The 12,837-nt window shown below is 67.7% G+C and carries 13 protein-coding genes; 10 read left to right on the top strand and 3 right to left on the bottom strand.

Annotation, left to right across the window (positions count from 1 at the left end):
• Positions 1-16: 16 nt before the first annotated feature.
• Positions 17-2,176, top strand: coding sequence for a phosphoribosylformylglycinamidine synthase subunit PurL (gene purL, locus ACK8OR_RS01320; protein WP_410187672.1), 2,160 nt, complete (start codon positions 17-19; stop codon positions 2,174-2,176).
• A 22-nt stretch (positions 2,177-2,198) separates the two neighbouring features.
• Here purL and ACK8OR_RS01315 read toward each other — a convergent pair whose 3' ends face one another.
• The 3 genes from ACK8OR_RS01315 to ACK8OR_RS01305 are packed head-to-tail and all read right to left on the bottom strand — an operon-like array spanning position 2,199 to position 4,505.
• On the bottom strand, positions 2,199-3,554 hold the full coding sequence (locus ACK8OR_RS01315) for an MATE family efflux transporter (RefSeq protein ID WP_410187671.1): 1,356 nt from the start codon (positions 3,552-3,554) through the stop codon (positions 2,199-2,201).
• Positions 3,547-4,050, bottom strand: a complete 504-nt coding sequence (locus ACK8OR_RS01310) for a PaaI family thioesterase (RefSeq protein ID WP_410187670.1) — start codon at positions 4,048-4,050, stop codon at positions 3,547-3,549. Before ACK8OR_RS01310 ends, ACK8OR_RS01315 begins: the two co-directional genes overlap by 8 nt.
• The gene (locus ACK8OR_RS01305; RefSeq protein WP_410187669.1) at positions 4,047-4,505 is read right to left on the bottom strand and encodes a PaaI family thioesterase; all 459 of its coding nucleotides are present in this window, start codon (positions 4,503-4,505) and stop codon (positions 4,047-4,049) included. Before ACK8OR_RS01305 ends, ACK8OR_RS01310 begins: the two co-directional genes overlap by 4 nt.
• Before the next feature lie 96 nt (positions 4,506-4,601).
• Here ACK8OR_RS01305 and ACK8OR_RS01300 point away from each other — a divergent pair, with 96 nt between their 5' ends.
• The 9 genes from ACK8OR_RS01300 (at position 4,602) to ACK8OR_RS01260 (ending at position 12,788) form a co-directional block, all read left to right on the top strand.
• Positions 4,602-4,976: a MerR family transcriptional regulator gene (locus ACK8OR_RS01300; protein WP_298431218.1), complete on the top strand. Its 375-nt coding sequence runs from the start codon at positions 4,602-4,604 to the stop codon at positions 4,974-4,976.
• 175 nt (positions 4,977-5,151) lie between these two features.
• Positions 5,152-5,547 carry a MerR family transcriptional regulator gene (locus ACK8OR_RS01295; protein ID WP_298431216.1) on the top strand — a complete coding sequence of 132 codons (396 nt, stop codon included), beginning with the start codon at positions 5,152-5,154 and terminating at the stop codon, positions 5,545-5,547.
• Between the two features lie 64 nt (positions 5,548-5,611).
• Complete coding sequence (locus ACK8OR_RS01290; RefSeq protein ID WP_298431213.1) at positions 5,612-7,387, top strand: acyl-CoA dehydrogenase C-terminal domain-containing protein; 1,776 nt, start codon at positions 5,612-5,614, stop codon at positions 7,385-7,387.
• Between the two features lie 55 nt (positions 7,388-7,442).
• Positions 7,443-7,670 (top strand): hypothetical protein, encoded by a 228-nt coding sequence (locus ACK8OR_RS01285; protein ID WP_410187668.1) that lies wholly within the window; start codon positions 7,443-7,445, stop codon positions 7,668-7,670.
• A gap of 134 nt (positions 7,671-7,804) precedes the next feature.
• On the top strand, positions 7,805-8,452 hold the full coding sequence (locus ACK8OR_RS01280; RefSeq protein WP_410187667.1) for a glutathione S-transferase family protein: 648 nt from the start codon (positions 7,805-7,807) through the stop codon (positions 8,450-8,452).
• On the top strand, positions 8,449-9,660 hold the full coding sequence (locus ACK8OR_RS01275) for an acetyl-CoA C-acetyltransferase (RefSeq protein ID WP_410187666.1): 1,212 nt from the start codon (positions 8,449-8,451) through the stop codon (positions 9,658-9,660). The genes ACK8OR_RS01280 and ACK8OR_RS01275 overlap by 4 nt, the downstream gene beginning before the upstream one ends.
• Positions 9,660-10,115, top strand: coding sequence for a hypothetical protein (locus ACK8OR_RS01270; RefSeq protein ID WP_410187665.1), 456 nt, complete (start codon positions 9,660-9,662; stop codon positions 10,113-10,115). The genes ACK8OR_RS01275 and ACK8OR_RS01270 overlap by 1 nt, the downstream gene beginning before the upstream one ends.
• A complete protein-coding gene (locus tag ACK8OR_RS01265) occupies positions 10,105-10,578 on the top strand; it encodes a hypothetical protein (RefSeq protein WP_410187664.1) in 474 nt (157 codons plus the stop codon). Before ACK8OR_RS01270 ends, ACK8OR_RS01265 begins: the two co-directional genes overlap by 11 nt.
• Before the next feature lie 20 nt (positions 10,579-10,598).
• Entirely contained in the window at positions 10,599-12,788 is a 2,190-nt protein-coding gene (locus ACK8OR_RS01260) for a 3-hydroxyacyl-CoA dehydrogenase NAD-binding domain-containing protein (RefSeq protein WP_410187663.1), read from the top strand.
• Positions 12,789-12,837: the final 49 nt, after the last annotated feature.

Genomic DNA, 12,837 nt, shown 5'->3' with positions numbered 1-12,837 from the left:
CCGAGTTCCGCCGCGCATGTCCGACCCCGCCATCACCCCCGACCTGATCGCGGCCCACGGCCTGTCGCCCGCCGAATACGACCGCATTCTCGAAATCATGGGCCGCGAGCCGAGCTTCACCGAACTTGGCATCTTCTCGGCGATGTGGAACGAGCACTGCTCCTACAAATCCTCCAAGCTCCACTTGAAGACCCTGCCCACCACCGGCCCACAGGTCATCTGTGGCCCCGGCGAGAACGCGGGCGTCGTCGATATCGGCGACGGGCAGGCGGTGGTCTTCAAGATGGAGAGCCACAACCATCCGTCCTATATCGAACCCTACCAGGGCGCCGCGACCGGCGTGGGTGGCATCCTTCGGGACGTGTTCACCATGGGCGCGCGGCCCGTGGCCGCGATGAACGCGCTGAGCTTCGGGGAACCGTCGCATCCCAAGACGCGCCAACTGGTCCATGGCGTCGTCGAGGGCGTGGGCGGATACGGCAACTGCTTCGGCGTGCCGACCGTGGGCGGCGAGGTCCGGTTCCATGCCAGCTACAACGGCAACTGCCTCGTGAACGCCTTCGCCGCGGGCATCGCGGATGCGGACGCGATCTTCTACTCGGCAGCCTCGGGTGTCGGGCGGCCGGTGGTCTATCTCGGCGCCAAGACGGGGCGCGACGGCGTCGGCGGCGCGACCATGGCCAGCGCGGAATTCGACGACACCATCGAGGAGAAGCGCCCGACCGTGCAGGTCGGCGACCCCTTCACCGAGAAGCGGCTGATGGAAGCCACGCTCGAGCTGATGGCCACGGGCGCGGTTGTCTCGATTCAGGACATGGGGGCCGCCGGCCTGACCTGTTCGGCAGTCGAGATGGGCGACAAGGGCGGCCTCGGCATCCGGCTCGACCTCGATGCCGTACCGGTTCGCGAAACCGCGATGACCGCCTACGAGATGATGCTGTCGGAAAGTCAGGAGCGGATGCTCATGGTGCTCGACCCCGCGCGCGAGGACGCGGCCCGCGCCGTGTTCGAGAAATGGGACCTCGACTTCGCCATCGTGGGCGAGACCATCGCCGAGGACCGCTTCGTGATCGTCCACGGGGGCGAGGTGAAGGCCGACCTGCCGCTCTCGACCCTCGCGTCGTCAGCGCCGGAATACGACCGGCCCTGGGTTCCGACGCCCGAGGCGGCCCCCCTCGCCCATGTTCCGCCCGTCGACCCGATCGACGGCCTGCGCGCCCTCATCGGCAGCGCGAATTACTGCGCCCGCGACTGGGTCGTCGCGCAATACGACACGCAGGTCATGGCCGATACGGTCGTCACGCCCGGCCTCGACGCGGGCGTGATCCGCGTCCACGGCACCGACAAGGGCCTTGCCTTCACCTCGGACGTCACGCCCCGCTATGTCCGCGCCAACCCCGAACGCGGCGGCGCGCAGGCGGTGGCCGAAGCCTATCGCAACCTCGTCGCCAAGGGCGCGCGACCGCTGGCCACGACCGACAACCTCAATTTCGGCAACCCCGAGAAGCCCGAGATCATGGGCCAGTTCGTCGGCGCGATCCGGGGCATCGGCGCGGCCTGCACCGCGCTCGACATGCCGATCGTGTCGGGCAACGTGTCGCTCTACAACGAGACCGACGGCGCGGGTATCGACCCCACGCCGACCATCGGGGCCGTCGGCCTGATCGAGAACCTCGGACGCCGCATCCAGGGCCGGGTGACGAACGGCATGATCGCGCTCCTCCTCGGCGGGGCGGGCACCCATCTCGGACGGTCCGCGCTGCTGGCCGAGCATCTGGGCCGCGAGGATGGCGACGCGCCCGAGGTCGATCTCGCGGCCGAGCGCGCCCATGGCGAGTTCGTCCTCGCCAATGCGGGCTGGATCACCGCCTGCACCGATCTCTCCGATGGGGGGCTGGCCCTCGCGGCGTTCACGCTGGCCGAGGCGAACGGCCTCGGCGTCACCCTCGACCCCGCCGATACGGCCGAGCTCTTCGGCGAGGATCAGGGCCGCTACCTCCTCGCCTGCACCTTCGACAGTGCCGAAGCCCTGATGGTAGCCGCCGGACAGGCCGACGTGCCCCTGACGATGGTCGGACAATTCGGCGGCGGCATGGTCCGCTTCGGCACCGCCGAAGCCCCGCTCGAAGCGCTTTCGGACCTCTATCGCGGCCGGTTCGAGACGCTCTTCGCCTGAGCCCGACCCGGCCGCGTTGCGATCATGCCGCGCGCCGGGGGTCCGGGGGGCGTCCCCCGGACCCGCCCTGCGCCGCACGCTCCAGCGCCGGGTAGCGCGCGCCCAATGTGGCCCCTCTCGCAACGAAGCTGATCATCAGCGCCGCCCAGAGGCCATGGTTGGCGAAGGCCGGCAGCAGCACCGCCACGGCGCCCAGATAGATGGCGAAACTGACGATCATCATGTTGCGCATGTCGCGCGACCTAGTCGCCCCGATGAAGACGCCGTCGAGCATGAAGGGCCAGACTCCCAGCAGTGGGGCCAGCGCCGTCCACGGCAGGTAATTCGCCGCCTCGCCCCGGACCTCCGGGGAGGTGGTCATGAGCGCCACCAGCGCCGCCCCGCCCACGCCGAAGGCCAGCGCCAGCGCCGCCGCCATCCCCAAGCCCCAGACCCCGCTCAGCACCACCGCGCGGCGCAGTCGGGCCCGATCCCCTGCCCCGAAAAACCGGCCCACCAGTGCCTCGGCCGCGAAGGCGAAGCCGTCGAGCGCAAAGGCTGTGACCGAGAGGAACTGGAGCAGCACCTGATTGGCCGCCAGCGTCACGGTTCCCAGGTCCGCCCCGAAGAACAGGAAGGACACGAAGGTCGCCTGCAACAGGACCGAGCGGATCAGGATGTCGCCGCTGACGCTGGCCATGCGGCGAACGCGCGCGCCGTCGAAGACCCGCTCGACGCTCCGCCACGCTTCGCCCGCAAACGCCCCCCGGCAGAGCCAGAGGCCCAGCGCCGCGCCGGACCATTCGGCGATGAAGGTGGCCCAGGCGACGCCGGGCACGCCCCATCCGAGCCCGAGGACGAACCACAGGTCGAGCAGGATGTTCGCGCCGTTCATCGCCAGTTGCACGGCCAGCACCGCACCCGTCCGCTCCTGCGCGATGAGCCAGCCGGTGATGCCGTAGACCGCAATGGCCGCCGGCGCCGACCAGATGCGGATGGCCATGTAGTCGCGCGCCATGTCCTCGACCGCGGCTTCGGCGGGCGAGACGCGGAAGGCCGCCGCGAAAAGCCCCGCCTGCAGCGCGATCAGCGCCAGCCCCGCCGCCCCCGCGATCAAAAGCGCGCGCGACAGGATCGCCGCCAGCTCGGCTTCGTCCTCGGCGCCCACCGCCTGCGCCGCAAGCCCGGTCGTGCCCATCCGGAGGAACCCGAAGAGCCAGTAGAACGCCGAGAGGATCACCGCGCCGATTCCCACCGCGCCGATCGGGGCCGCCTCGCCCATCTGGCCCACGACGCCGGTGTCGACCGCACCGAGGATCGGCACCGTCGCGTTCGACAGCACCACCGGCAGGGCGATCTTCAGGACGCGGCGATGCGACAGCGCGCCGCCGTCAGCCATCCCGGCGCGGCATCAGGAAATGGCCGGTCCCTTGCGCGAAGAGACGGTCGCGGTTGTCCTGCCAGCCCTCGACATGGACGCTGGCATAGCGGCGTCCGGACCGATTGAGGCGCGCGCGCGCATAGGCGTCGCGCGGCAGGCCCGAGCGCAGGTAGTCGATCGTGAAGTCGATCGTTTTCGGCAGGCGCGGCAGCGTCTCGGGGCTGAGGGCGTCGGCATCCAGCCGGCCGTTCTCCAGATCGTCCCAGAGCATCGCCCAGGACAGCGTGACGATGGCCGTTACCTCGAGGAAGGCCGCCGTCACGCCACCATGCAGCGCGGGCAGGCCCGGATTGCCGATCAGCTTCTCGTCGAAGGGCAGAACACCCGTCAGCTCGTCGCCGCGCCGGTCGAAGGCGATGCCGAGAAAGCGGATATAGGGCACGCCGCCGACAAGGGCGCGAAGGGCCGCGTCGCGGCGCTGCTTGACGACCTGGATGGGTTCGGGCCGGTTCACGCGCCCTCCTCCGGCAGCGAGACGCTGAACGCGCCGTTGGCCACCGCGACCGGGCCCGCGCCGTTCTCCTCATCGAAGGCCTCGGCGCGCACGAAGGCGACCGACCGCGTGACGTGGTGGCAAACCGCGCGCGCGACGATGCGCTGACCGGGACGCGCGCCCCGCATGTAGTCGATACGCAAGTCCAGCGTCGCGGTGGTCGTGGGCTGGGACGGATGGCTCAGCACGGCAGCGCCCCCGCAGGTGTCCATCAGCGCCGAGACGGCGCCGCCATGGATCACGCCGGTCGCGGGATCGCCGACCAGATGCTCGGACCACGGCATCGAGACGGTGGCCTGTCCCGCCGCGACCGCCTCGACCTCCATCGAAAGGGCGCGCGAATGCGGCAGGGCCGCGATGAACTGCTGCGCCGCGCGGTTGCGGTTTGCCTGGGTGGTCTCGGCGGTGTCGGTCATGGGGCCAGCCTTGCCGTGCGGGGGCCGGACGGGCAAGGCCCTCCGATGGACAGCACCGTCCGAACCGTGCCAGAATGCCGCAGTGGAGGATGGCCGATGTCCGAAAGACTGGACTTCAAGCAGATGTGCGCGCGTTTCGACGTGACGCCCCGGACGCTGCGCCACTACGAATACATCGAACTGCTGTCGCCCGATCGCGAAGGCCGCGCCCGCTTCTACGGCGCCCGCGACATCGCGCGGATGACGCTGATCCTCCGGGGACGAAAGTTCGGTTTCTCGCTCGAGGAGATCCGGCAATGGCTGGAGCTCTATGATGCCGACCCCGAGGGGCGCACACAGATGAAGGCCTGGATCACGCTTGCCGATGGACAGCTCGACGAGCTGGCGGAGCGTCGGCGTCATCTCGACGAGGCCATCGCCGAGCTGCGCGGCCTGCGCGAGCACGTGGCCGCCAACATGCCCGACGCCTGAAATCGCCCCCTCCGAAACGCAGCATTATTGCTTCGAACCGCGGTTGACGTTGGCAATTCTGACGTAAAGCTGAAAGTGACGTGACGTATGGGTTACGTCAACGTCAGCCATGTTTGTAGAAGCGGGCCGGAATTCGCATGTCGCACGGCGAACGAACGGATAACGAGGACCCGGTATGTCAGACGACCTGATGACCATCAGACAGATGTGCGACGCGTTCGACGTCACGCCGCGCACGCTGCGCTTCTACGAGGCAAAAGAATTGCTGTTTCCACAGCGCGAAGGCCAGCGTCGCTGGTTCACCCGTCGCGACCGCGCCCGCCTCAAGCTGATTCTCCGCGGCAAGCGCTTCGGCTTCTCGCTCGAGGAGATTCGCCAGCTTCTGGATCTCTACGATCTTGGCGACGGGCAGTTCACCCAGCTCAGCCGCAGCTACGAGATCGGGCGCGAGCGTCTCGACAGCATGATCGTGCAGCGCGACGAGCTGAATGCCGCCATCGCCGAGCTGGAAGAGCAGCTGCGCTGGGGCCAGCGCATGATGGCCGATATGCAGCCTCGCAAGGCGGGCTGACCGACACGAATCTTGGGCGGCCCGGTGCCGCCCCTACGACCGAAAGACCCAGGGAGACACGACGATGCCCAGCTACACCGCCCCCACCAAGGACATGCAGTTCGTCCTGCACGACACGCTCCGGATCTCCGAGCAGGACGTGCCCGGCTATGAGGATCTCGACCGCGATTTCACCGGTGCGATCCTCGATGCGGCGGGCCAGCTCGCGACCGAGGTGCTGCATCCCCTGAACGCGGTGGGCGACACCGAAGGTTGTACGCTGGAGAATGGCATCGTGCGCACGCCCACGGGCTTCAAGGACGCGTTCGACCAGGTGCGCGACGGCGGCTGGACCGCGCTCGACGCCGACGAGGCCTATGGCGGCCAAGGCCTTCCCTACGTCGCGCACACGGCGGTGGGCGAGATCATGTCGGCGGCCAACATGGCCTTCAACATGTACCAGGGCCTGACCCACGGCGCCTATTCGGCGATCTACGTGCACGGGACCGAGGACCAGAAGGCCAAGTGGCTGCCGAAGATGGTCTCCTGCGAGTGGACCGGCACCATGAACCTGACCGAGCCCCACGCCGGCACCGATCTGGGCATGATGCGCACCAAGGCCGACCCGCAAGCCGACGGCTCCTACAAGATCACCGGGCAGAAGATCTTCATCTCGGCGGGCGACCACGACATGGCGGACAACATCGTCCACCTCGTGCTGGCGAAGATCAAGGACGGCCCCGAGGGTATCAAGGGCGTGTCGCTCTTTATCGTGCCGAAGTTCCTTGTCGATGACGACGGCAATATCGGTGCCCGCAACGGTGTCTCGGTCGGCAAGATCGAGGAGAAGATGGGCATCCACGGCAACTCGACCTGCGTGATGAACTACGACGAGGCGACCGGCTACCTGCTCGGGACCGAGCACAAGGGCATGCGCGCCATGTTCACCATGATGAACGAGGCGCGGCTGGGCGTCGGCCTGCAGGGCTACGCCCAGGCCGAGATCGCATATCAGAACGCGCTGGCCTACGCGCTCGACCGGCTTCAGGGCCGTGACGTGACCGGCACCAAGAACCCCGATGGCCCGGCCGATCCGCTGATCGTCCACCCGGACATCCGCCGGAACCTCATGGACCAGAAGTCCTTCGTCGAGGGTGCCCGCGCCTTCACCTTCTGGGGTGCGACGATGATCGATCGCGCCCATCGAAACGAGGACGCGGATGCCGACGGCCTGATCTCGCTGCTGACGCCGGTCATCAAGGGCTTCCTGACCGACAAGGGCTTCGAATACGCCACTGCCGCGCAGCAGGTCTATGGCGGCCATGGCTATATCGAGGAATGGGGCATGTCGCAGTTCGCCCGCGACGCCCGGATCGCCATGATCTACGAGGGCGCCAACGGGGTGCAGGCGCTCGACCTTGTGGGCCGCAAGCTCGCACAGGACGGCGGCAAGCACGTCATGGCCTTTTTCGAGATGGTCAAGTCGTTCTGCGCCGAGCACAAGGACGACGAGGCCATGAAGGGCTTCATCGACCCGCTCAAGGCCGCATCGAAGGACCTGCAGGAAGCGGGCATGTACTTCATGCAGCAGGGCATGAAGAACCCCAATGCCGCGCTGGCCGGGTCGTATGACTTCATGCACATGATGGGCCATGTCTGCCTCGGCCTGATGTGGGCCCGGATGGCCAAGGCCGCGCAGCTCAAGCTCGACGAGCCGGGCGCCGATCGCGACTTCCTCGAAGCCAAGATCGCAACGGGGCGCTATTACATGGCGCGCCAGCTTCCGGCGACGTCGATGCATCTCGCACGGATCCAGACCGGCCCGGACACGATCATGGGCCTCGAAGCCACCGCGTTCTGATGACCACGGATCGGCCCGCGCACCGTGCGCGGGCCGAACGCTTACCGGAGATGCCATGCCCCGCGCCCAACGCCTGACCCGCCGCTTTCCCGCGCAGATGTCCGAGGCCGGTTACCGCCGCCTCCGGACCTTTGCCGAGGAGACGGGTCTGGGCGAAGGCGAGGCGCTGAGCTTCGTCTTCGAGAACCTCGACAGTATCGCCCACCGCGAGAATCTGCCCCACCGGCTGGGTCTGCATAAAGCGATGCTCGAGAAGCGCGCGGCACGCGACGCCGCCGACTGACCGTTCGGGTGGCCGCACCGCGAGTGGCCATCCGAAAACCGCCCTCGATGTTCCCGAAATATGTCGGGGGTCCGGGGGCTGGCCCCCGGCTTCGGGGGGCTTACAGTGACGCCGTTCAGGGAGGACGCGCCGACATGACGATCCAGCTCCACTGCTTCGGCGAGAGTGGAAACAGCTACAAGGCCGCACTCGCCCTGCAACTCGCGGGGCTGGAGTGGGCGCCGGTCTTCGTGGATTTCTTCGGCGGCCAGACCCGGACCGCCGAGTGGCGCGACGGGGCCCCGATGGGCGAGGCACCGCTTCTGGTCCACGGCGATGTCCGGCTCAGCCAATCGGGCGCGATCCAGCAATGGGTCAGCGACCGCAGCGGCCTGCATGCCGGACATGGCGACGAGAAATACGAGGTGCTGCGTTGGGTCCTGTGGGACAACCATAAGCTCAGCTCGGTCGCCGGCATGACGCGCTTCCTGATGAACTTCCTGCCCGAGGCCAAGCGCCCGCAGCCCGTGATCGACTTCAACCTTGGCCGTCTGCGCGCCGCCTATGGCACGCTCGACGCGCACCTCACGGGGCGCGACTGGATCGTGGGCGACGGCATCACCAATGCCGACATCTCCTGCTCCGGCTATCTCTACTATCCCGAACCCTTCGGCTTCGACCGCGCCGAATGGCCCGCAATCGACGCCTGGCTCGACCGCATCGCGGCGCGGCCGGGCTGGAAACACCCCTACGATCTGATGCCCGGCAATCCCTCGGATCGCCAAGACGGAGTCCCGACATGACCGAAGCCTATATCTACGATGCCATCCGCACGCCGCGCGGCAAGGGCCGCAAGGACGGCAGCCTGCACGAGGTGACCGCCGCCCGTCTCTCGGCGCAGGTGCTCGACAACCTCGCCCAGCGCAACGGCTTCGAGGGTCACGCCGTCGAAGACGTGATCTGGGGCAACGCCACCCAGGTCGCCGAACAGGGCGGCTGCCTTGCCCGGACCGCCGTGCTGGCCTCCAATCTCGACGAGCGCATTCCCGGCCTTTCGATCAACCGGTTCTGCGCCTCCGGCATGGAAGCCGTGAACCTCGCCGCGAACCAGGTCGCGGGCGGCGCAGGCGACGGCTACATCGCGGGCGGCGTCGAATGCATGAGCCGGGTCGCCATGGGCTCGGACGGCGCGGCCATCGCGGTCGACCCGTCCATCGCCATGGACAGCTATTTCGTGCCCCAGGGCATCTCGGCCGACATCATCGCCACCGAGTACGGCTTCAGCCGCGACGATGCCGACGCCCTCGCCGTCGAGAGCCAGAAACGCGCCGTCGCGGCATGGGAAGCCAAGCGCTTCGACGGCTCGGTCGTGCCCGTCCGCGACGTCAACGGCCTGACGATCCTCGACCATGACGAGTATATCCGCCCCGGCACCGACATGCAGTCGCTGGGCAGCCTGAACCCCGCCTTCCAGGCCATGGGCGAGGTGATGCCCGGCTTCGACAAGATCGCACTGATGAAGTACCCGCATCTCGAGGCAATCAACCACATCCACACCGCCGGCAATTCGTCGGGCATCGTCGATGGTGCCGCGGGCGTCCTGATCGGCAACAAGGCCTTCGGCGAGAAATGGGGTCTCACCCCGCGCGCCCGCATCAAGGCGACCGCCAAGATCGGCACCGATCCGACGATCATGCTGACCGGCCCCGTGCCCGTGACCGAGAAGATCCTCGCCGATAGCGGCATGTCGATCTCCGACATCGACCTCTTCGAGGTGAACGAGGCGTTCTCGTCGGTCGTCCTGCGCTTCATGCAGGCCTTCGACGTCGACCATTCCAAGCTGAACGTGAACGGTGGTGCCATCGCCATGGGCCACCCCCTCGGCGCGTCCGGCGCGATCATCATCGGGACGCTCCTCGACGAGCTCGAGCGGACGGGTCAGGGCAACGGCCTCGCCACGCTCTGCGTCGCGTCGGGCATGGGTGCCGCGACGATCATCGAGCGCATCTGATGCGCGACGCGCGGGACATCTACCAGGCCCATCTCGACCGGGTGAGCGAGGCGCTGTGGAACGGCGACTTCGCGGCGGTCGCGGACCTGAAGGTGTACCCGCACGTCATCGAGATCGAGACCGGCCAGGTCGAACGCCTCGACCGGGACGCCCTCCTCGCGACGACGGAGGCGTTCCGGCGCAGCCTGAGCGAGATCGGGGCCTCGGCCTATCATCGCGTCTGCCTTCTGGCCGAGTTCGTCCCGGGCGACGACGATCTGATCGAGGGACGGCACGTCACCTACGTGCTGCGCGGCGGGAACTACGTGGCACCGCCGTTCGAATGCCGGATGGCGCTGCGGCGCGTTGACGGACAGTGGCTGTCGGGGCGCATCGTCGTGCCGTTCTGCGCGACCACGACGCTGCGGTCCTTCCGCCCCTCGGATGTACGTTACGGAGATCGATATGCCAGCTGACGCGAGCCTCGACCCCGGCACGGCGCGGGAGATCTACCAGGCTGTCCTCGACATCCTGTCACCCGCCATCCTTGCCGGGGATGCGACGACGGTGCTGACGCATATCCCGCTGCCGCACCTCGTGCGAACCATGAGCGGCACGATCCGCATCGAGACCGAGGACGAGATGGTCTCGACCGTCGAGGGGATGTGCGCCTCGCTGCGCGGCAACGGCGCCACCGACTACATCCGTATCGCCAAGGAGGCCGTGTTCCTCGATGCCGAAGGCACGACGATCGAGGGCACCCATGAAAGTCACATCCTGCGCAACGGGGTCCGCCTCGTTCCGCCTTATCTCAACCGCCTGACCCTCAAGGCCGCGGGCGAAATCTGGCAGGTGGCCTCCACCTCCGAGGTCGTCGCCGACACCCGCTGGCCCATCCTCCTGCCCCGCGCCCCCGAAGGCGACGGGAGCGATCTTTGAACCCGAACCGGGAGACCCCCATGACCGATTTCACCCTTGAGACCGATGCCGACGGCGTCGCCGTCATCACCTGGGACGTGAAGGACAAGTCCATGAACGTCCTCAGCCTTCAGGGCTGGGACGACCTGGACGCCTGCGTCACGCAAGCGCTGGCCGACGATGCCGTGAAGGGGATCGTCATCACGTCGGGCAAGAAGGACAGCTTCGCCGGCGGCATGGACCTCAACGTCATCGCCAAAATGAAGGAAAGCGCGGGCGACGACCCCGCGAAGGGCCTGTTCGACGGCCTGATGAAGAGCCACGGCATCCTGCGCCGGATCGAGTGTGCGGGCATGGACCCGAAGACCCTCAAGGGCGGCAAGCCCGTCGCCTGCGCCCTGCCCGGCACGGCGCTGGGCATCGGCCTCGAGATCCCGCTCGCCTGTCACCGCATCTTCTGCGCCGACAACGCCAAGGCCAAGATCGGCCTGCCTGAAATCCTCGTCGGCATCTTCCCCGGCATGGGCGGCACGACGCGGCTGGCCCGCAAGATGGGCGCGATGGCCGCCTCGCCCTTCCTCCTCGAAGGCAAGCTCAGCGATCCGCAGAAGGCGAAGTCCGCTGGCCTGATCGACGAGGTCGTGGCCGACCCGCTGGCCGCCGCGCGCGAATGGGTCCTGTCGGCGACCGATGCCGATATCGTCAAGCCGTGGGACGCCAAGGGCTACAAGATGCCCGGCGGCGCGCCCTATCACCCGGCAGGCTTCATGACCTTCGTGGGTGCCAGCGCGATGGTAAACGGCAAGACGCAAGGCGTCTATCCGGCGGCCAAGGCTCTGCTCTCGGCGGTCTACGAAGGCGCGCTCGTGCCCTTCGACACGGCGCTGAAGATCGAAGCGCGCTGGTTCACGCATGTCCTGATGAACCCGTCCTCCGAGGCGATGATCCGCTCGCTCTTCATCAACAAGGAAGCGCTCGAGAAGGGCGCGAACCGCCCTTCCGTGCCCGATCAGCGGGTCTCCAAGGTGGGCATCCTCGGCGCGGGCATGATGGGTGCGGGCATCGCTTATGTCAGCGCGCAGGCCGGGATCGAGGTCGTTCTGATCGACCGCGAGCAGGCCGCCGCCGACAAGGGCAAGTCCTACTCCGAGGGCATTCTCGACAAGGGCATGGCCCGCAGACGCGTCACGCAGGAAAAAAAGGATACGGTCCTCGGGCGCATCACTGCCACGACCGATCTCGACGCGCTGAAGGGCTGCGACCTGATCGTCGAGGCGGTGTTCGAGGACGTCGGTGTTAAGGCCGAGATGACCAAGAAGGTCGAGGCCGTGATCGGCGATGACGCCATCTTCGCCACCAACACCTCGACCCTGCCGATCACCGAGCTGGCCAAGGCCAGCGTGCGCCCCGAGCAGTTCATCGGGATCCACTTTTTCTCGCCCGTCGACAAGATGCTGCTGGTCGAGATCATCAAGGGCAAGCAGACGGGCGACGTCGCCGTGGCCAAGGCGCTCGATTTCGTGCGCCAGATCCGGAAGACGCCTATCGTGGTGAACGACGCGCGGTTCTTCTACGCCAACCGCTGCATCATCCCCTACATCAACGAGGGCATCCGCATGGTGAAGGAGGGCGTCGCGCCCGCCCTGATCGAGAACGCGGCCAAGCTTCTCGGGATGCCGCTGGGCCCGCTCCAGCTGACGGATGAAACGAGCGTCGATCTGGGTGTGAAGATCGCGAAGGCCACCAAGGCCGCGATGGGTGCCGATTACGACGACACCACCGATGAGGTGCTGTTCTTCATGGAGGCCGAGGGCCGTCTGGGCCGCAAGTCGAACTCGGGCTTCTACGCCTATGACGACAAGGGGAAGCGCCAAGGCCTGTGGGACGGGCTGTCCGAGCGGTTCCCGGTCGCGGACGACCAGCCCGACCTCCACGAGGTGCAGAACCGCCTGCTCTTCGCGCAGGTGCTCGAAGCCGTGCGGGCGCTCGAGGAGGATGTGCTCCTCGACATCCGCGAGGGCGATGTCGGCGCCATCCTCGGCTGGGGCTTCGCGCCGTGGTCGGGCGGGCCGTTCTCGTGGCTCGACATCGTCGGCGCCGACTGGGCGGTCGAGACGACCGAGGCCCTGACCGCATCGCATGGTGCCCGGTTCGAGACCCCCGCGCTCCTGCGCCGGATGGCCGAGGACGGGTCGACCTTCTACGGCGCACAGGCGGCCAAGGCGGCCTGACGCCGGAGGTCCGGGGGGCCAGCCCCCTGGACCAAGCCTCCAGCCGGGG

It is taken from the genome of Jannaschia halovivens, assembly GCF_046452375.1.
GTDB lineage: Bacteria > Pseudomonadota > Alphaproteobacteria > Rhodobacterales > Rhodobacteraceae > Jannaschia > Jannaschia halovivens.
This window is presented reverse-complemented; position numbering and strand designations above follow the sequence as displayed.